General features: G+C 47.0%; 13 protein-coding genes and 1 riboswitch. Of the genes, 5 read left to right on the plus strand and 8 right to left on the minus strand.

Annotated features, from left to right (window positions below):
- Positions 1–24: 24 nt before the first annotated feature.
- The 6 genes from FEN17_RS11900 to FEN17_RS11925 form a co-directional block, all read right to left on the minus strand.
- The gene (locus tag FEN17_RS11900; protein WP_138365584.1) at positions 25–399 is read right to left on the minus strand and encodes an NADH-quinone oxidoreductase subunit A; all 375 of its coding nucleotides are present in this window, start codon (positions 397–399) and stop codon (positions 25–27) included.
- Positions 400–595: 196 nt separating this feature from the next.
- A complete protein-coding gene (locus tag FEN17_RS11905; protein WP_138365585.1) occupies positions 596–2,758 on the minus strand; it encodes a T9SS type A sorting domain-containing protein in 2,163 nt (720 codons plus the stop codon).
- Positions 2,759–2,914: 156 nt separating this feature from the next.
- Complete coding sequence (locus FEN17_RS11910) at positions 2,915–6,082, minus strand: sialate O-acetylesterase (protein ID WP_138365586.1); 3,168 nt, start codon at positions 6,080–6,082, stop codon at positions 2,915–2,917.
- A gap of 96 nt (positions 6,083–6,178) precedes the next feature.
- On the minus strand, positions 6,179–7,186 hold the full coding sequence (gene obgE / locus FEN17_RS11915; RefSeq protein WP_138365587.1) for a GTPase ObgE: 1,008 nt from the start codon (positions 7,184–7,186) through the stop codon (positions 6,179–6,181).
- Positions 7,187–7,212: 26 nt separating this feature from the next.
- Positions 7,213–7,794: an adenylate kinase gene (locus FEN17_RS11920; protein ID WP_138365588.1), complete on the minus strand. Its 582-nt coding sequence runs from the start codon at positions 7,792–7,794 to the stop codon at positions 7,213–7,215.
- Positions 7,795–7,947: 153 nt separating this feature from the next.
- Positions 7,948–8,751 carry a T9SS type A sorting domain-containing protein gene (locus tag FEN17_RS11925; protein ID WP_138365589.1) on the minus strand — a complete coding sequence of 268 codons (804 nt, stop codon included), beginning with the start codon at positions 8,749–8,751 and terminating at the stop codon, positions 7,948–7,950.
- 168 nt (positions 8,752–8,919) lie between these two features.
- On the opposite strand from FEN17_RS11925, the gene FEN17_RS11930 reads away from it, so the two are divergent.
- The 5 genes from FEN17_RS11930 to FEN17_RS11950 all read left to right on the plus strand — a co-directional run bounded on the left by FEN17_RS11930 (position 8,920) and on the right by FEN17_RS11950 (position 16,894).
- Entirely contained in the window at positions 8,920–10,746 is a 1,827-nt protein-coding gene (locus FEN17_RS11930; protein ID WP_138365590.1) for a sensor histidine kinase, read from the plus strand.
- A gap of 76 nt (positions 10,747–10,822) precedes the next feature.
- Positions 10,823–13,465, plus strand: a complete 2,643-nt coding sequence (locus FEN17_RS11935) for a valine--tRNA ligase (protein ID WP_138365591.1) — start codon at positions 10,823–10,825, stop codon at positions 13,463–13,465.
- Between the two features lie 247 nt (positions 13,466–13,712).
- On the plus strand, positions 13,713–14,702 hold the full coding sequence (gene fbp / locus FEN17_RS11940; RefSeq protein ID WP_138365592.1) for a class 1 fructose-bisphosphatase: 990 nt from the start codon (positions 13,713–13,715) through the stop codon (positions 14,700–14,702).
- Between the two features lie 43 nt (positions 14,703–14,745).
- A complete protein-coding gene (locus FEN17_RS11945; RefSeq protein WP_138365593.1) occupies positions 14,746–16,083 on the plus strand; it encodes a DEAD/DEAH box helicase in 1,338 nt (445 codons plus the stop codon).
- Between the two features lie 70 nt (positions 16,084–16,153).
- A complete protein-coding gene (locus FEN17_RS11950) occupies positions 16,154–16,894 on the plus strand; it encodes a tetratricopeptide repeat protein (protein WP_229208790.1) in 741 nt (246 codons plus the stop codon).
- Positions 16,895–16,956: 62 nt separating this feature from the next.
- Here FEN17_RS11950 and FEN17_RS11955 read toward each other — a convergent pair whose 3' ends face one another.
- The gene (locus FEN17_RS11955) at positions 16,957–18,039 is read right to left on the minus strand and encodes a DUF5074 domain-containing protein (protein ID WP_229208791.1); all 1,083 of its coding nucleotides are present in this window, start codon (positions 18,037–18,039) and stop codon (positions 16,957–16,959) included.
- 6 nt (positions 18,040–18,045) lie between these two features.
- Complete coding sequence (locus FEN17_RS11960) at positions 18,046–20,034, minus strand: TonB-dependent receptor plug domain-containing protein (RefSeq protein WP_229208792.1); 1,989 nt, start codon at positions 20,032–20,034, stop codon at positions 18,046–18,048.
- Positions 20,020–20,220: riboswitch (cobalamin riboswitch) on the minus strand. It overlaps the preceding gene by 15 nt.
- Positions 20,221–20,228: the final 8 nt, after the last annotated feature.

Here is a 20,228-nt window from a genome sequence, read left to right on the forward strand (position 1 = left end):
TTTTCCGTGTTTCAATGTTAAAGCCTACTCTTCCCAGTTGAGCACTCCCTTGCGGATGACGTAATAAAAGCCGGAAAGTAGCAGCGCCATAAACAATAACATTTCAACAAAGCCAAACATTCCTAAGCCTTTAAAATTTACAGCCCAGGGATACATGAAAATTACTTCGACGTCGAAAAGCACGAATAAAATGGCTACGAGAAAGTACTTAACAGAAATCGGTGTCCGGGCATCTCCGACAGACTCAATACCACATTCAAATGGATCGTCTTTCAGCTTGCTTTTTCTGCTTGGCCCGATGAGGTGGGTCACGATCATGGTACCGCCGATAAACCCGGCAGCCAGCAGAAATTGAACTAAAATTGGCAGGTAATCGGAAGGAAGATAAGTGTTTTTCATTGACTTATACGCTGGTAAGATCTGGTGAAGCGTGCGTGTAAAAGTAGTCTACGGGCACATTCTTTCCCGTATCTCAAAATTAGCCTTTGCAAATTTATCAATCAAATTCTTTACTTTTTCTTTTGTTTAATTAGGATCATACTAAATAAGCCCCGGATTTCCGAGGCTTATTTAGTATATAAAGAAGAAATAATGTTTATCGTATTATAATTTGCTTGGTGAGGCTCTGTCCCTCGCCGGTGACACGGATAATGTACTTGCCGGTAGAAAGCGTACCCACATTGATCTGTAAGCGGCTGTCCAGTAAAGCGGTTGAACTGGTGCTCACAACCCTTCCGAAAATATCGAACAAAGTGATCTGGGCATTTTTGATATTATCCCTCGACTCGATGTACACGTAAGTGTCCTGACTTGGGTTAGGATAAATCACTACCTCGTTTTCCTCATTGGTTTTAAATTCATGCGCCACTGTGTCAGAGTAGCAGGTCAGCACATTGTTATTCAGGTTGAACTCAACTTTCGCTTTGGTAGAATAAACACCACTTTTCAGGATTTTGATAATGTCGGCTATCGTATCTGTTTCCGTATCAGGTCTTCTCCACAGATACTCCTCGTTCAATCCGGTTTCTGCAATTTTGGCGGTGATGCTAAATGGCCCGGAAGCTTCAATAACAGGCTTCGAAATTTTTTCTCTGATAATTAAAGAAGAGGAATTGGAGTTCTCGGAAATACAGCCGAAGACATTCTGGCCTTTTACATAATAGTTGCCGCTTTCAGCAATTCTGGCCGCCGCGCCTGTGGCGATTGCCGTGTTGGAGCCTTCCTTGTACCAGCTGTAAATGTCGCTGCCATCCGAAACCGAGAACTGGAAAGTAGAATCCGCACATGCTTGCTGCTGTCCTTGCTGCGCGATGGTCGGTTTTACCGGCTTCGCGTCGTTTTCAAGAACTACTACCGAAGACAATATCGAGTTGCCGGCATCATCTTTCACCGTCGCGCGGTAGGTTCCGGCTGATGATACGCGGATGGTACTGCTTCTTTCCCCGGTGGACCATTCGTAAGAGCTGTATCCGGTGGGTAAAGTAATGGTCACCGCATTGTTTTCCGCCACGCAATTCGCGCTGATTGTCGGTACGGGTGCTGGTGAAAGCGGTGGCACAGTCGAGAAGAAATCAGCTCCTAATGTTTCGTTCCAGGCATTTGCCAGGATTTTAAGCGCAGCCAGCGTACCCTCGGTGTCAGAAGTCGATTTACCTACGAAGTGCGTACCGTCACCGCGGTCAGGAACCAGCGGATCCGTTTCCGGGCCGGGATATGTTGGATTAAATGGTGTTTCCAAGACGGCATTTTGAGCGGCAACAATTGCAGGATTAATACTTGAAGCAATGTCGGAGCCGGCAGAAGTACGCGAAGTTCTCGCAATTACCCACGTGATCCTTTTACCACCCGTTTCCAGGCCCAGCCTGTTCATAATGTATTGCAGATTGTCTCTGTAAAAAGCAGTCGGCGTTTTAAAAAGTGCGTCTGCTTCTCCCTGCATCCACAGGATCGCGCGGACGCCGTACTGGTTTCCATAGTTCCTTGCCGCGATTCTGAGGTTGGCGTAAGGCATTTGAGGAGGATAAACGAAGCCTCCGTATTTATTTTTTGTCGTTTCCCCCCGCGCACTGGCCGACCAGTTTTCAATAGCCGTCCCTTCCCAGGCAGTATTGATAAAAAGAACGGGAACATTCAGTTTCCGAACCAGCATATCACCCAGCAGACCCCAGCACCAGGCCGACTGTCCACGTGGAGACATAATTCCAAGATTTGAATTGATTTTATCGAATGCAGGTGGAACCGGATCGGTCAGGAAATCGTGGGTATCATTGTTGTAATTTGAAATATATAAAACCCTGTCATCTTCTGCCGAAGGGCCTGGATAAGCGCGTAAACCCTGCGCATTGGATTGGCCTGCGATAATAAAAACCTCCCCGACACCAACACGTGAGAGCACATCACGACCCACGATTTTTCCGTCCAGAAGTGCACGTACTTCAATGGTGTACCAGCCTCCATAAAGCTTAATAGTTCCCGTAAACACACCACCTTTTGGTGCACTTTGTAAGGTCTGCCAAGGCGTATCAATTCCCTGGCCCTGGATTACCGGAACCGCCCTTACCTCGATTTTATCCATCGTAACATTGAATGTTCCGGATACGGATATTTCCCGCTGGCCAATTACGTCTCGCTGATAAACAGCCTGAAAAGTAGGTGAGGTGATCTTTATTGGTGGAATTTGTGAAAATACTGTTGAAGAGAGTGCACATATCAACAGCAGCGCCTTTGCCACTACCGGAAGAATAATTCTATAACGCATTGGTAATTCTGATACGGGTAAAGTTTTTTATATTCTGCGTGATTGAGTTGTTGAGTGAGCTTGATCTTAGAGAAAAATAGTCACAAATGTAAAAGATTATTTTGCTTAAATAGCACTATTTGGTTTTTTTGATTGGCGAGTTTGAAGTGCCTGTTTCTACTGTACAATGAACAATTTTTGTGAGGCAGTGAACGAAACTGAGTGTACACGAACAACATACATGCCACTTGGAAGTCCTGAGAGATTAAATACCTGCTGGCTGTCGAATTTCTTAACATAGAAGATTCTGTGGATTATACCACGACTGTCAATGATCTGTACTTCGGCGTTGTTGATATTCTGCAAGGTTTCGACGGTCAATTTACCGGTTGGATTGGGGTTCGGGTAGGCTACAAAACCCGGATTGCTGGTATCCAGCACGAACATGAAAGGTTGTGAGAATTCGGAGTAGCACGTGAGTGTCGGGCTGTAAATAATGGTGTTGTTGACAACATAAGAACCTGAACGCACAGCCTTAATCACTGCCGCGGTATCCGTCAGCGCTACATCATTGAATTTCCACATGTGTTCGCCGCTGCTTAAATTGTTTTCAGCACGCAAAGTGAATGTTCCGATCTGCCGTATGGTGGGTGTGCTTGGGGAAGGTTTTACTTCAACAGGAATTGTTTTCGAATAAGGGGAATAACACCCCTTCGTATCCTGCACCCGCGCCGAATAAGTGCCGGATTCGACAATTTTTACGGTCGGGCCTTCCTCTCCATTATTCCAGAAAAACAAATTCCCTTTTGTCGCCAGTAAAGTCACAGTATCACCATCGCAGAATGTTGTTGCGCTGAGTGCCTGAACAGTTGGAGCCGGCGGTAATGCCAGGGTTTCCGTCGTGATTCGGTTACTAGGATCGGAGTAACATTGGAATTGATTGATGGTCTGCACAGAGTAAGTACCAGCATTCGTTACTTTCAGGGTCTGCGTTGACGCCCCGTTGCTCCAAAGGAAACCCGCGGCTGCTGAGGCCTGAAGATTGACGCTTAGATCTGCACAAAAAACAATCGGGCCGTCGGCTGTGATGGTAGGTTTTACAGGCAAAGGATTTACAACAACCTGCACCACCGGAGAAGGCTGGGAAACGCAGCCATGCTCATCTTTTGAAGATATCGTGAAGTTACCGGAAGCCCGGATCTCTACTTCGCGTCCCGTTTCACCATTGCTCCAGGTGTAAGAAAAAGCCTCGCTGCTTTGCAATGTGGTGTAATCCCGCAAACAGAAAGTCGTAGGGCGTAATGCGGTGATAGCAGGGGTTGGGGGAAGCGGGTTTACTTTTACCGAAACTTCGTCGGATGTTGATTCACAGCCATTTGAATCACGCTGCTTTAATGTGAATTTTCCGGTAGCCGTGACAGAAATCGCTTTGTCTACGGATGCGTTACTCCAAATGTTTCCCGTGTCAAAACTGGAAGTCAATGTTACACTTTCACCGGCGCAGAATTCGGTTGAACCGCTGGTTGAGATGAAAGGTTTCTGTGGTAAGGCATTTACTTTTACATTGATAGGATCGGAATCTGGTGAGTAGCAGCCAAGATCATCCAATGCTTTAACTTTATATTCTCCGGACGATCTGACATTAATGCTGGCCGCGTTTTCTCCACTCGACCACACGCTCGCCACTTTGGAATCCGATGTTAGCTTTACTTCGCCGCCGTCACAGAATGTTACCGCGCCCGATGCCGTAATTTTGGGTTTGTCAGGCAGTGGGGAATTGAAAACTTTCATACTGATCTTGTCAGAGGTCGATTCGCAGCCGTAAGAATTTCTGGTTGTGACAAAATAATCACCGGCAGTAGTGACAGGAAGCCGATCATTAGTCGCCCCATTATTCCATCGAATATTATCATTAGTACTTGAAATCAATGTTGCGGTATTACCCAGACAAACCGGGTTGCTGCCTTCCAGTGTAATCATTGGTTTGGAAGGCTGGATGTTTTCTGTAATCCGTATTTCCGGCGAGAAAATGTAGTTACCCCTGCCATCGCGAGCCGAAACGGAATAGGTGCCGTTTCCAACTTGTATCGAATTAGAAGATTGCCCCGTGTTCCAGCTGTAAGAGCCGAGGCCAGCATTATCGGCATTTAAATTAAGGTTACCGTTTCCAGCACAATTAGCCGTAACTTTTAAAGGACTTACGCCCTGAAAAGGCTCCGACCTCGCAAAAAAATCGTCATTCAACTGCTGCGCCCAAGCGTCCCCAAGTTGTGAAAGCCCTTCGTTTTGAAAGTGAACACCCTCAACATCGATACGGGGAATTTGAATTAAATCAGTGTTGGGTCCCTGAAATACGTTGGAAACCGAATTAATCACTTTTTGTTGTCCATCTGTGACTCTGGAATCAGTGCCGTGCAGATTGTCGTAAGATGTGAGAGAAACCATCCAGGAAATGTTTTTTCCAGACTCATTCCGACTTGCCTCGATAACAGTTCTCAGATCATTTGCATAGCTGTCGGCACCCGTATTCGCAAAGTTATCGGCCTCTCCTTGTAACCATAAAATTCCCCTCAGACCAGTAACCGGCGTATATTTTTGGATCACATTCCGCATGTTACCATAAGGCATGCCAAATGGTTCGAAAGGGACGGGTGCGTAAACAGAATAAGCAATGCCATTAATACTTTCCTTCCAGGCCCTTACCGCAGCGCCAGTCCATGCCGTGTTGAAGAACAATACCGGCACACCCAGTTTCGCAACCAGCTGATCGCCAAGTCTTCCCCAGCACCAGGCTGATTGTCCTCTTGGAGAAATATTCGATTCGCCGTCGACGTGCGCGAACCTGGGGTAGTTTGGAAGATTATCAGAAGAGATAATATTGTTATGGTCAATGCTATTAACCCTATCGTCAGACGCTCCCGGGGCACCCATATTATAAAATCCCTGACCGTTGGATTGACCAGCAACCATGAAAACCTCCCCGATCCCCACGTGGTCGACAGACGAAGAATTGCCTACAACCTGGTCGCCTTTTTTTGCCCGGACTTCGAGCCGGTACCAGCCGCCTTGCACATTAGGTAAACTCGAAGTAAAAAAACCGCCCTGTGGATTAGTGTCTATCGGTGTCCAATCAACGTCCCTGCCGCCATTCATTGCCGACAATTTTGCTTCGATACGGTCTGCCGGCCGGGAGTAGCTTCCTGCAATGTATAGGGTTGCCTGATTGCCTTTATCGCGCTGAAACACTGCACGATCGGATGGAAAGCTTATGCTGATTTGCGCAATGGATTCGAAAGAAAAAAAGCTTAATCCTACCCAAAGTATAAATGGTAGATAGTGTTTCATAGTGAGTAAATATGCTTTAACGTAACTTCTCGGACACACAATATGCACCAAATGGTTGCCTGTTTCAAGAAATTATTATTATACGGGGAACCGATGTTAGCCTACCGAAAACGGAAAATTGATCGACTCCCATATCAAATCTTTTAATCGTTCTATTCCTTCTTGAGTTATTGCTGAAATGAACAATGTAGAAACATTTTCAGGGAGTTGACGTTCTAATATACTACGTTCGGCGTCAGAAAGGGAATCAATTTTTGAAATCGCCAGAATGCGATTTTTTTCGAGGAGCGCGGGATTGTAAACTTGAAGTTCGTGTAGAAGGGTTTGATACTCAGCTTTAATGTCCTCACTATCAGCGGGTACCATGAAGAGTAAAATGGAATTTCGTTCAATGTGGCGAAGGAAACGCAAACCTAATCCTTTGCCTTGCGACGCACCTTCGATGATACCAGGAATGTCGGCCATCACAAATGATTTATAGTCGCGGTAAGACACTACGCCAAGGTTTGGGACTAACGTAGTAAATGGATAGTCAGCTATTTCAGGTTTTGCCGCAGATACTACGGATAGCAATGTAGACTTACCTGCATTCGGGAATCCAACCAAGCCTACATCCGCCAGTACTTTTAGTTCAAGGATGATCCACTCTTCCAGACCAGGTTCGCCAGGCTGTGCATGTTGTGGGGTTTGGTTGGTAGCTGATTTAAAATGGTCATTACCCATTCCGCCGCGGCCGCCTTTGAGCAGGATCATTTCCTGGCCGTCCTCAGTGATTTCGAAAAGCTCTTCGCCGGTCTCCGCATTCTTGGCAATCGTGCCCAGCGGAACTTCCAGAATAATGTCTTTCCCGATTGCACCGGTTCTTCGGCCGCCCTCGCCGCCTTTTCCGTCAAAAGCTTTGACGTGTTTGGTATATTTTAAATGCAGAAGTGTCCAGAGCTGGCTGTTTCCTTTCAGGATCACGTGACCGCCACGTCCGCCGTCGCCGCCATCAGGACCACCTTTTTCAACGTGCTTTTCACGCCGGAAATGCAGGGAACCAGCCCCACCTGCTCCGGAGCGCACATTGATTTTAACGTAGTCGATGAAGTTGGAAGAAGCCATGTGTCGTATAGTGAAAAATGTCCGGGTCAGGCTTGGCTGACGCGGGCAATGGTTTTTGTGATTTCTTCGAAAATAAAATCGATCTCGCCGATACCGTCGATCGCGACAAATTTTCCCTGCTGCTGGTAGTAATCCGCCACCGGCCTTGTCTTGTTATTATATTCCTGAATTCTTTTGTTTATCAACTCTTCATTCTGGTCATCGGGACGGCCAGAGGTCTTACCGCGATTGAGCAGGCGGGCCGATAATTCCTGATCATCCACCACCAATGCGATCATTACAGTAATGCTTTCGTCGTAGCGGGCCAGCAGCTCATCCAGCGCTTCCGACTGTTTTACTGTTCTTGGAAAACCATCAAAAATGAATCCTGCGGCGTCATGATGGTCTTTCAGCTTGTTTTCGATCATACCGATCACCACTTCATCCGGCACCAAAATGCCCTGATCCATCAATGTTTTGGCCCTCAGTCCCAATTCCGATCCTGCTTGAATTTCTGAGCGGAGAAGATCGCCGGTCGAAAGGTGGATTAAATTGTATTTGGCAATAATTTTTTCACTTTGGGTACCTTTCCCGGCGCCGGGAGGGCCAAATAGTACAAGATTCAGCATACGTAGCTATGGAAATTGATGTCGCAGTAGAAGGTGATTTTGGGCAAATTTACAATTCTTACTAGATGTCAGCCTAATTGTATCCCAATTTTTGAAAATAAAAAATCCCCTCATTACTTCTAAATGAGGGGATCACGCATGTAAAATTCAATGTTACGGGATCACAATTCTCTTCACCATGCCGTCCTCATTCTGGACAACCGTCACGAATAATGTTCCCTTCGTATTCTTTTTAAGCTCGATCTGACCGACAAATTCACCTTCAAAATCCTTGATTTCTTTCACGCCGACTTCTTTTCCTCTCGTATCCGTTACAGCTATACGAACATCGCCTTTATCCGGTACCACAAATCTCAGGTTAAGAATACCATTGTCCGGATTGTTGGAATAAGCTGTCAGCGAGCGTACGCTGGCCGGTTTGGTTACCTCACGTTCCCAAACATCCCCCATGCGGTTTCCAAAATTTTCCATGTCTTTCATGAAAACACGCGCCTTGGGACGGAATTCTCTTTCAAATTCCCGTACGCCGCTTTTGAATTTTTTAGAATCAAAATCATAGCTTAGATTATTGTCCCAGTGAAAAGCCAGCGGGTCACGGTCGTCGCGGTGGTCGATGATGACTTTTCTTTTCTTCTTCGCGACCGTATCGTCCTCGTCATCGTCCACAATGATCGAAATGCTTTGTTTTTTGCCTTTGTCCACACCCAGCGAATCCAGCACCTTTTCGACAAATTTGTCCCGTTCATCGTCCGACATCGCATCTACTTTATAATCCTTCCTGATGCTTTTAACTTTTCCATTATCGTCCTCCTTCACCTCAATGTGAATGTTGGATTTTCCGTTTTTATCCTCCGATTTACCTTTCTTATCGGCTTGGGCATGGGCAGAATAGGTCAGGCAGGGTGTTGCCAGCAGTAGCACCGACCAGGTTAATCTTTTTAAGAAAACAGTCTTCATAGGTTACATTCGGTTATATGTGAACGATTTACAAAACTATTGGAAGGCTTTTCGGGCCGCTGTTAAATAATGTTAAAAACAAATTGTGCGGGATTGGAAGCGCTAAATTTGTTATTGCCAAGAATGTCGGTTTTGTAGGGTGAGGTGTTGCATGGGTAATCAAAATTTATGACCAAAAGAAAAATTCAAATCATAGTGGGCCTGATGTGCCTGGCGCTGATCGGCCTGATTGGGTTTCAATGGTATTGGATCCGGGAGGCGATTGCGATCAGGAATGATCAGTTCAATCATAAAGTTTCGGAGTCGGTGCAGGAGGTGGTGCATCGCCTGGAAAAGCAGGAAATGATGTATTTGCTCCAAAGAAGGATCGAAACCGAGCAGCAAAAAAGCAAGCTCGACCGGATCTCGCAGTTGAGAGATATGCCTCTCAAAAGGGTCGCTGCCCGCAAAACGCAAACTCCCCGTGAACCTGCCGTGGCCTACAAGCCGAGGATGGAAATTGCCATCGGTCCGAACGGTGAAGAGATTCATTATCAGATCATTACAGAAGCAGTGCCTACCGACGTACTCAGCCCGAATTTCAGGGTAATGGTGGATCATCAGCAACAAATCATGGAAGAATTTTTCCAGGCGCAGCAATACGGCGCGGCCGGGATCGATGAATTTATGAGACGCAGGCTCGAAGAAGAAAAACGCCTCGGTAATGCAATGAAAGGCGTAGATGGGCAGTCCAAAACCAGGACAGGATCCTACGGCGTACCATTTAAGGCAGATTCTGTTCCGGGTAACATGGCCAATCGAAAAGTGGCGGACATAAATAGAAACAAAAGTGCGCGGCGTAACCGCGAAATGATCCATGCCGAGCCCGACCGCGCCGAGTTGCTGAAAGAGGTCATGAAGGATTTTATTTATACCAAAAGACCTATCGAGCAGCGGGTTAACCGATTTTTACTGGATACATTATTAAGAAAAGAACTCATCCAAAACGGCATTTCGCTTTCCTACGAATTTGCCGTCAGAGGCCAGAATGAAGACAGCATGATTTTCTCGACAGTCAGTCTTCGCGCGCGCGACTGGGAAGAAAGGTCATACAAAGCCTCCCTTTTTCCTAATGAAACAGTGAATGCACAGAATGCACTTTACGTGTATTTCCCTGACCAGCAGCGCTATATCCTTAGCAACATGGGTGTAATGTTTGGCGGCTCAGGCATTTTGATCGTCGTGATTATGGCTTGCTTTTATATGGCGGTAACCACCATTTTGCGTCAGAAAAAATTGTCGGACATTAAAAATGACTTCATCAATAACATGACCCACGAATTCAAAACGCCGATTTCTACCATTGCATTGGCAGCGGAAATGGCGCAGGAAAATTCGGCTTCATCGGAGCATGTAAATTATGGAACCAGGCTCAATCGCTACCTGGGCATTATCCGGGAGGAAAACAGAAGGCTGGGGACGCACGTCGAAAAAGTGCTTCAAATGGCCTTGCTGGACAAAGGTCACGTCAAGTTAAAGCTCAGCGACGCCGACATTCACGATCTGATCGGCAAGGCTTTGAATGGGTTAAGTGTGCAAATCGAGCAAAAAGAGGGTGAAGTGGACCTGGATTTTGAAGCTACCGATGAAATTGTCTCCGCCGATGAAGTTCACATTTCAAACATTCTGAACAATTTGATCGATAATGCGATCAAATACTCGCCCGAAAAGCTGCACCTAGCCATCCGCACTTATAATGAAAACAACGGTATCGCCATCTCCATCGCCGACAAAGGTATCGGCATGAACCGCGAGCAGCAACAGCGGATTTTCGACACCTTCTACCGCGTACCGACCGGCAATGTGCATGATGTGAAAGGTTTCGGGCTGGGATTAAGTTATGTGAAAAAAATGGTCGAAGCGCATCAGGGAACCGTCACCGTACATAGCAAAGCGGGCGAAGGAAGCACATTTACCGTGTGGCTGCCGCTCCGCAAAGAGGAACAATTCGTTTAGAAATTTCGGCTGCAAATCCTAACTTGCCGTCTTTTTAGGATGACCGGAAACCGGTTCTAGCAAATTTCTTACGACAATGATTTCCAAAACATATGCGCCTCAGGAGATCGAGGATAAATGGTATTCTTATTGGATTGATAACAAATTCTTCCAGTCGAAACCCAATCCTGACAAGGAACCCTACACCATTGTAATCCCCCCGCCGAATGTGACGGGCGTGCTGCACATGGGGCACATGCTCAATAACACGATCCAGGATATCCTCATCCGCAAGGCGCGCATGGAAGGTAAAGAAGCTTGCTGGGTACCCGGTACCGACCACGCCTCGATTGCCACGGAAGCCAAAGTGGTGGCGATGCTCAAAGAGCGCGGCATCAATAAAAGAGACCTCACCCGCGACGAATTTCTGGAATATTGCTGGGAGTGGACGCACAAATACGGCGGCATTATCCTCAAACAACTCCGCAAGCTCGGAGCCTCCTGCGACTGGGACCGCACCCGCTTCACGATGGAGCCGGACTTATATGATTCGGTGATCGACGTATTTATTGACTTATATAATAAAGGAGAAATTTACCGCGGCCACCGCATGGTCAACTGGGATCCGCAGGCGCGGACGACGGTTTCGGATGAGGAGGTTATTATGAAAGAGGTGAACCAGAAGCTGGTTTACCTGAAATATCCTTTGGTGGACGAAATCGGCGAGGCGCTGACGGATGAGGGAATGATCATTGCCACTACCCGCCCGGAAACCATCATGGCCGATGTGGCAATTTGCATTAATCCAAATGACGAGCGTTACCAGCATTTGATCGGCCGCCGGGTCGCTATCCCGCTGATCGACCGCACAATACCGATCATTGCCGACGAATATGTGGAAATGGAATTCGGTACCGGCTGTCTGAAAGTGACCCCGGCGCACGATAACAATGATTATGTGCTGGGCAAAAGACACGATTTGCCGATTATTGACCTGCTCAATGAAGACGGTACATTAAATGAAAAGGCGCAGATTCTGGTGGGTGAAGACCGATTTGTTGCCCGTAAAAAAATCATCAAGTTGCTGGAAGAATCGGGTAACCTGGTGAAAACCGAGGAATATAAATCCAATGTGGGACATTCGGAGCGGACGAATTCGGTGATCGAGCCACGGCTTTCGGAGCAGTGGTTTTTGAAAATGGAGAAGATCAGTAAGCCAGCCCTTGAAAATGTGATGAATGATACCGTGCAGCTGCTGCCCCCGAAATTCAAGAATACCTACCGGCACTGGATGGAGAATGTGCACGACTGGAACATTAGTCGCCAGCTTTGGTGGGGCCATCGCATCCCGGCTTATTATCTGAAAGACGGGACGATGATTGTGGCGAAATCAAAGAGAGAGGCTTTGCGGAAGGCGCAGCACGAGTACCAGCTTTTTGCACTGACCGAAGAGGACATTACCCAGGATCCCGACGTGCTGGATACCTGGTTTTCGTCCTGGCTGTGGCCGATTTCGGTTTTTAATGGTATCAAAGATCCTGATAACGAAGACATTAATTATTACTATCCTACCAATGATCTGGTGACGGCCCCTGAAATCCTGTTTTTCTGGGTGGCGCGGATGATCATTGCCGGGTATGAATATAAAGGTACTTATCCTTTCAAAAATGTATATCTGACCGGAATTGTCCGCGATAAGCTGGGCCGGAAAATGTCAAAATCGCTGGGTAACTCGCCTGATCCGATTGATTTGATTGACCAGTACGGCGCGGATAGCATTCGCACCGGAATGCTTTTCAGCTCGCAGGCTGGAAACGATTTGCCTTACGATGATAAGCTCGTGGAGCAGGGCAGGAATTTTGGTAATAAAATATGGAACGCGTTTCGTCTGGTGAAAGGCTGGACGGTCGATAGCGAGATTCCACAGCCGGATAGTTCTGCTTTGGCGATCCAGTGGTTTGAAAGCAAGCTGAACCAGACATTGGCCGAGGTACATGATCATTTTTCCAAATTCCGCATTTCGGACGCATTAAATTCGGTGTACAAGCTGATCTGGGACGATTTCTGTGCGCAGTATCTTGAAATGCTCAAGCCAGGTTTCGAGCAGCCGATCGATCTGAATACGTATGATTCCACATTGGATTTCTTCGACCGGCAAATGCGTCTGCTGCATCCTTTTATGCCATTTATTTCGGAGGAAATCTGGCAAAATATCATTGAGCGTGAGGCAAATGACTCTATTTGTATCGCACATTTTCCGCAGGCAGGAGAGAGTGATCAGGCACTTTTGAATGATTTTGACATTCTTTTTGAGCTGATTTCGTCGATCCGGAATCTGCGGAATTCAAAAGGTATCAGTCCAAAGACAACGTTACCGCTCGCGATCCGCACGGATTCAAGAGAGCGCTACGAAAGTCTGGAAACATTGATCATCAAGCTGGCGAATGTGGAAGCGATCCGCTACGTGACGGAGGAAGGAGAGGGGACATCATTCCGCGTGAAATCGGATGAGTTTTTCATCAACCTCGCCGATGAGCTGGATGTTGAATCCGAAAAAGAGAATCTGGAAAAAGAGCTGGCTTATACCCAGGGCTTTCTGGATTCCGTTTTGAAAAAGCTTTCCAACGAACGTTTTGTACAAAATGCGAAGGGTGATGTAGTGGAAAAAGAGCGTCAGAAACAAGCCGACGCCGAGGCGCGGATCGGTGTTTTGAAGGAGGCACTCGCAAGATTGGGTTAGTCAAAATAGCTGACATATAAACAGAACAGCACGGGAAACTATCCTGTGCTGTTTTTGTTTTTTTGCTTTTGATAAAACTCAAAAAATACAAGTGACGATTACATAACATACTCACCCTTAGGATAAAACAATTATTTAGTTGAGATAAAATTATATTCTTTTTTAAAAAATTTTAATTGGGCCAAAGACTTGGAATTGTATTTAATGAAGAGTTAAATTTCACTTTTCGAACACAATCTCAGCGCCCATGAACACCAAGACAGCTCAGGAACTTGCATTACCCGTAGGCGTAACGCTCGACCGTTTTATTATGCACAGCCAGAGCGCGTTTCCCTACGCCACGGGAGAGCTCTCGCAGCTTCTGCGTGACATTGCACTTGCCGGAAAGATCATCAACCGCGAAATTAACCGCGCGGGGCTGGTAGACATTGCCGGTGGAAATGGTACCGAAAATGTGCAGGGCGAAAATCAGCAGAAGCTGGACATTGTGGCCAACATTCGCTTCATCAGGGCTTTGAAAAATGGCGGCGAGGTTTGTGCGATACTTTCGGAAGAAGACGAGGACATTATACACACAGGCAACAACCACGGCAAATATGTAGTAGCGATGGACCCGCCCGACGGCTCCTCCAACATTGATGTGAATGTGTCGATCGGGACGATCTTTTCGATATACCGTCGCATTACCCCGATCAACGAGCCAGCTACGATGGCGGATTTTTTGCAGGGCGGCAGAAAGCAGGTGGCGGCTGGGTACATATTATATGGTTCGTCAACCATGCTCGTGTATTCAACCGGCGACGGGGTGAATGGTTTTACATTTGATCATTCGCTGGGTGAATTTATTTTATCACATAAAAACATTTGCTCGCCCGTCCGCGGCAGCATTTATTCTGTCAATGAGGGACATTATAACAGCTACCCCGATTTTGTAAAAACCTACATTACGAAATGTAAAGCCATGAATTTCAGTGCGAGGTACATTGGTTCGCTGGTGGGGGATTTTCATCGAAACCTTTTAAAAGGCGGCATATACCTTTATCCGTCAACCAAAAAAGATCCCAAAGGAAAGTTAAGATTGCTTTATGAATGTTATCCTCTGGCATTCATCGCGGAAAAATCGGGCGGCAAGGCGACTGACGGTTTTGGGAGCATTCTGGACATTATTCCTGATTCTTTTCACCAGCGTTCACCGGTATATATCGGTTCGGCGGAGATGGTCGATGAGGTAGTTTAGCTGTAAGAATGGGCTTCCGTACTAGTTTTCGTACCTTTGCGGGATGCAGATCACGCAAAACAAATTCGAACAGTTTAAGCTTAACCGGCAGTTACTCAATGCCATTGAAGACGCCGGCTACACAGAACCCACCCCGATCCAGGAGCAGGCGATCCCGCTGGCGCTGGCAGGACAGGACATTTTAGGCATTGCACAAACAGGTACCGGCAAAACCGCCGCCTACACTTTACCCTTATTAATGCGGATCAAATATGCCCAGGGAGAGCATCCCAGGGCATTGATTTTGGCGCCAACCCGCGAGCTGGCCATGCAGATTGCCGAAGCGGTTACCCAGCTCAGCAAGCATACCGACATCCGGACCGTGGTACTTTACGGCGGCGTCGGGCCAAAAACGCAGATCGAATCAATCCGGAAAGGAGTAGACATTATCGTTGCGACCCCGGGACGATTTATGGACCTTTATTTTCAGGAAGAGGTCATTGTCAAGCATTTAAATGTGATGATCCTGGACGAGGCGGATAAAATGATGGATATGGGTTTTATGCCGCAGATCCGCAAGCTGCTCGAAATTATTCCAAGAAAAAGGCAGAACATGCTTTTCTCCGCCACCTTCTCCGAAAAAGTAGAAAGGCTCTCACATGAATTTCTCGAATTCCCAACCCGCATTGAAGTCACTCCGCAGGCGACGACCGCCGAAATGGTTTCGCAATCCTTATACGAAGTCCCCAATTTCAGGACGAAGATGAATCTGCTGACTGCGCTTTTGAAAGACCGGGAAACATTCAAACGCGTCCTGATTTTTACCAGAAGCCGGGAGGTAGCTGGGCTGGTACATCAAAATTTGCTGGATAGGGTAGTCCGTGAGGACGAGCTGCGGGTGATCCATGCCAACAAAGGCCAGAACACGCGGATCAACGCGATGGAAGCATTTCGGGCCGGCGATATCCGGGTAATGGTAGCTACGGACGTGGTGGCGCGGGGTATCGACATCACGGAAGTAAGCCACGTGATCAACTTTGATGTACCGCTGATTTATGAAGATTACGTGCACCGGATCGGCCGGACCGGCCGGGCAAACAACATTGGCGAGGCCATCACATTCATGACCGTCGCGGACGAATACCACATTGCGAAGATCGAAAATATGATCCGGATGGAGATTCCCAGGCTGGAACTGCCCGACGATGTAGAGATTGCGGCGACACCATTTACCGAGCGCCAGGATATGTTAAAAGAAATTGACAACCAGAAAAGGAAGGAGAATCCTGAGTTTCTGGGGGCGTTTCACGAGAAGAAAAAGGTATACCGGCCAGCGGCCAGGACGGCTGCAAAAGGTAACCAAAACCGCCGGAACGGGCACGGCAGAAGTAAACGGAAATAATGCAATACTATTTGGAGAAATCCGTTTAACTTGGACAATAGAAAACCTGTTTCTCTATTTTAAGTCAATTATGAAAGATTTTGTTGCTGTTTGGATTGCTATTTTAATACCTGCAATTGGCCTGGCTCAGAACACTCATCTTGCGAGCGCCGGTCCAAACTCGGATACAAACGTTTCTACAAAAAAGCCCCTCGAACTCAAAGAAAGACGCGTACTTCCCCTGTTTGGAGAGATCAGCAAAACCTCCGAGCAGATCGACGAAGAGATCAAATTTCTGAGTGAATGTGACAAGTCTTTCACTACCCGCACCGAAGCCAGTACCTTTTTCGCTACACGCGCCTGGGAATATTTACAGGAAGGCTCGCTGGATACGGCCTGCTACCGATTTAATCTTGCCCAGCTGCTGAATGATAAGAATGTGGAGGCATACTGGGGCTTAGGCGTGGTATCTTACCAGCGCGAGAACTGGGTGGACGCCAAAAGAATGTTGAGCAAAGGTGTGAACCTCGCAGCCGACAATGTTCCGCTGCTTGTGGATCTTTCGACAGTCGACCTGAAATTATATGCGATTACCAGCCGGAAAGAAGAGTTAGACGAAGCCGGCGAGTTGCTGAAACATGCTACCGCCATCGATTCGAGCTACGCATTGGGACAATATAATCTGGCTCTTTTACATTATAATTTGAATGAGCTGGATAAGTCCTGGGAACATTTGCATAAGGGCAGAAACCTGGATTTCTCGGGCTTGAACCTCGATTTTGTCGAGTTACTCAAAGCGAAAATGCCTGACCCGCAAGGGTTTTTCAAGTGATAAGAAAATAAAAAAAGGCCTCCTGAACACTCGGGAGGCCTTTTTTTATAAAAAGCTCATTTTCATTTGAAAACAAAACCGGTAGGAGCAACGCCTACTTTGATGGAATCTACCAATGTTCCGTCGGCGCGGTAGCGCAGTGCATAACCCGCCTGCGCATACGAAGGTGTAACCCCGGCGTAGATCAAGCCCTGCGAAGGATCAACCGCCAACCCTGAGAAAACACGTTTGATAACCGGCGTAGTAACATTGATCTGAGCGTCGGTCACGGCAAAGTTGTAGGTTTCACCGTGCGTCACATAGTTGACATCGGAGTATGACAGGATAAAGAAAATGGTTTTCAAATCGCCACTGAAAACGAAATTTCCGGCTGATTTGGAAGCATCGGTACCGATCGGCATGGAGGCTTCTACCGCATAAGTTTCAGCATTCATCCGCACGGCTTTCAAGCCTGCACCCGTCCAAAGTTTTCCATTTGCATCGATACCGATCGGCGTCACAGCACCATCCAGGGCAACCGTCTTGTCCACTACATCGGTACTGGTGTTGATTACCGTCAGCGATTTTCCACCGCCGTAAGAAACAGTTCCTACGTAAAGTTTACCATTGCTATATACCAGGTTCTCAGGCCCGGACGCAATGTCGATTTTCTTGATTACCTTTTTCGTGGACAAATCAATTACGGCAATGTAGCCGGTTTTGTAAGTGTAATCCGCGTTGGTTCCCCAGCAGGAAACATAAGCTTTGCCTGCGCCTGCTACCACAATTTCCCGTGGATTTTCAATGTCCGGCGAGCCGATGCTGCCTGTGCTGGTAAATGTATTGGCATCCACAAACTCGATCTTGTCTAGTCCCGCCGCCGAATTGTCGACCAAAATCAGCCCCAGATCACCCGAAACCGCATATCCCTGCACGCCGCCTTTGAGTCCGGTACCATTTACCTTTGTGAAAATATCGGCTTCCGCAGTATTTTGTTCTCTGGTCAAAAAGGAAATCGTACCGTTATTTTGAGAAAAATTGCCTTCATTGATCACAAAGACACCCCTGATGTAATCGCCTTTCGGATCCGGGTCACTTTGGTTACACGACCAAATTACAAGTGAGAACAAAAACGCTGCTGATAATCTGGCTAGTTGTTTTTTCATGTTTATTTAAATTGATTGATAATTCCCGATAAGGCTCACCGAAAAGCTTCTTCCCGGCATCGCGTTATTTCTTACGTTCAGATAAAACGTATTTGTAATGTTATTAACCTGTCCCTGAATGCGAAAAGATACTTTTTTCAAAGAGATGGTTGTTTCGGCTACCAGATTTCCCAGTGCATAAGCATCCAGTGATTGCGAGTTGTCGAATGTGCTGAAACGTTTGCCAATCGCCTGTACCTGAGCAGTTAACCTGGTGTTTTTGTACTGTGCAAATGCGGTCAGATTTCCGGAATGCAGCGGCACAAATACCAACTGTTTCCCAACTACATCCTGCGAATAAGCATCATAGGCTTTTTCCTGCTGGCTGCTATTCAGTGCATAACCAACATTCGCACCCGATTTCCAATGTTGGAACTGGTTGCGCCAACCCAGCTGAAATTCAAGGCCTTTTGCCAGAACCTGCTGCAAATTCTCGACGTGATAATTTTTCACCGGATTCCAGTAAGTCCAGTTTTTCACCCGGTTATGATAAGCGGTCAATGAAGCCGTCAACATTTGATTTTCATCCGTTTTAAAACTTTGTTCCAAACCGATTTCTTTGTTCCAGCCGGTTTCAGGCTTAATGTCAGGATTTCCCAATTCACGCCAGTAGCGCTCATTCAATGTAGGTACCCGGTAACTTCTGGCGTAAGAACCTTTGAGTTTCAGCGCATATCCTCCTTTTTTTACCAATAAATATTCCAGCCCGGCCGAAGGCGTCAGCGGCGGACTGAACCGGGTTACCAAAGCTTGCCTGACATTTACAGAAATCAAGAACCGATTCAATGCCTGCCAGCGGGTTAATAGAAAAAAATCACCCCGGTTTTCAGTAATAAGCGGTTTTTCATAACCGGCAATGTGCGCGCGGTAGTGGCTCCACTCTCCACCTGCCTTGATCTGAATCGCATTATTTAGTTTGCCTGCCAGCCACTCAAAATCTTTTTCAATGCGGTTAGTAAATTTATCCGTCACCGCATGGTCGGGATTATCAAGATCGCCTTTTGCGTAATCAATGATATCGCGCACCCAGGAAGTTCTGAATGTCAAATCTTTAATCCGATAGCGCAGCATGGTGCGGTAAGCTTCGGTCAACGTCAGTTCCCTCGCCGCGATTTCATCCGGAGTCAAAATCAGCTTGTTACGGGTAAGCCAAATGTGCGCGGAGATTTCCTGATCATTTTTAGATTGTAAAAAAAAATCCTGCACCAGCCCACGCTGCATGGTTTCCGAAGGAAGCACCGGGTAATTTTTTCTCTCCGAATAAGGAAAATGATTGTTCATTCGCCCGGCATAAGAAGCTGTTTTTCCCGAAAATTTCCACTGACTATTCATTACGCTTCCGTAGCGCGCCGAAGCCTGAACCTGACGATTCGCAAAGCTTTCCTGCTGAATACCAGCGGATATTCTTAGCGGTTCGCTCGAAGCCGCACTTTCCAGCAGGATACTTCCACCCACCGCATCCGAGCCGACAATGCTGGCAGCCGAGCCATATTGAACCGACAATTTATCAAAACCCATCACGGGTATCGTCGAAAAATCCGTCTGTCCCAGCGAAGGCGAATTAATGTTTAGCCCGTTCCACAAAACCGCCGTATGGTTGGCCGAAGTACCTCTAAAAGAAGCCGTATTCAGTTGTCCGGAACCGTAATTTTTAAATGCAATCGGTGTATAGGCAGACAAAATGTTGCTGATATTCTGAAACTGAAACTGCGCCAATGCAGCCGAGTCAATCCGCTGGATTTTGAGCCCGCTCATGAATTTTTCAGGAACAAAACCCTTCACAGTCACAGGATTAAGGCTAATGCTATCGTTTTGTGCATAGCTGGGTTGACACAGGAAAAATCCCGCACCCGCGCAGCAAAAAGCCATAAAAATCCGTTCGACGGTCACCTGAATGTTGTAAATAGTAAGCGGACGATCCTTTGTTTTTCCTCCGAAAACACGCAGATCAAACATTTGGCAGGTCTCCTGGCTCGTCTTTTGACTCCGCGCCTTCCCGTTTACAAGAAACAGTGGCAAAGAAGATCGGGTCAATGATTTGCAGACTTACAGTTGCGGGGACAGCTTCCGGTTCGACGGAATTCCCTATTAAGCCATTGGCTGGATTGAACCAGCTTTGGCACCAAACGCCCGCAAAGGTAGGGATTTGA

The organism is Dyadobacter luticola (genome assembly GCF_005860805.1).
Taxonomy (GTDB): domain Bacteria; phylum Bacteroidota; class Bacteroidia; order Cytophagales; family Spirosomataceae; genus Dyadobacter; species Dyadobacter luticola.

What these genes read in the sequence shown, in the direction of transcription:
- FEN17_RS11900 (WP_138365584.1), bottom strand. Translation starts at nt 399, where the DNA reads ATGAAAAACACTTATCTTCCTTCCGATTACCTGCCAATTTTAGTTCAA.
- FEN17_RS11905 (WP_138365585.1), bottom strand. Translation starts at nt 2,758, where the DNA reads ATGCGTTATAGAATTATTCTTCCGGTAGTGGCAAAGGCGCTGCTGTTG.
- FEN17_RS11910 (WP_138365586.1), bottom strand. Translation starts at nt 6,082, where the DNA reads ATGAAACACTATCTACCATTTATACTTTGGGTAGGATTAAGCTTTTTT.
- obgE (WP_138365587.1), bottom strand. Translation starts at nt 7,186, where the DNA reads ATGGCTTCTTCCAACTTCATCGACTACGTTAAAATCAATGTGCGCTCC.
- FEN17_RS11920 (WP_138365588.1), bottom strand. Translation starts at nt 7,794, where the DNA reads ATGCTGAATCTTGTACTATTTGGCCCTCCCGGCGCCGGGAAAGGTACC.
- FEN17_RS11925 (WP_138365589.1), bottom strand. Translation starts at nt 8,751, where the DNA reads ATGAAGACTGTTTTCTTAAAAAGATTAACCTGGTCGGTGCTACTGCTG.
- FEN17_RS11930 (WP_138365590.1), top strand. Translation starts at nt 8,920, where the DNA reads ATGACCAAAAGAAAAATTCAAATCATAGTGGGCCTGATGTGCCTGGCG.
- FEN17_RS11935 (WP_138365591.1), top strand. Translation starts at nt 10,823, where the DNA reads ATGATTTCCAAAACATATGCGCCTCAGGAGATCGAGGATAAATGGTAT.
- fbp (WP_138365592.1), top strand. Translation starts at nt 13,713, where the DNA reads ATGAACACCAAGACAGCTCAGGAACTTGCATTACCCGTAGGCGTAACG.
- FEN17_RS11945 (WP_138365593.1), top strand. Translation starts at nt 14,746, where the DNA reads ATGCAGATCACGCAAAACAAATTCGAACAGTTTAAGCTTAACCGGCAG.
- FEN17_RS11950 (WP_229208790.1), top strand. Translation starts at nt 16,154, where the DNA reads ATGAAAGATTTTGTTGCTGTTTGGATTGCTATTTTAATACCTGCAATT.
- FEN17_RS11955 (WP_229208791.1), bottom strand. Translation starts at nt 18,039, where the DNA reads ATGAAAAAACAACTAGCCAGATTATCAGCAGCGTTTTTGTTCTCACTT.
- FEN17_RS11960 (WP_229208792.1), bottom strand. Translation starts at nt 20,034, where the DNA reads ATGTTTGATCTGCGTGTTTTCGGAGGAAAAACAAAGGATCGTCCGCTT.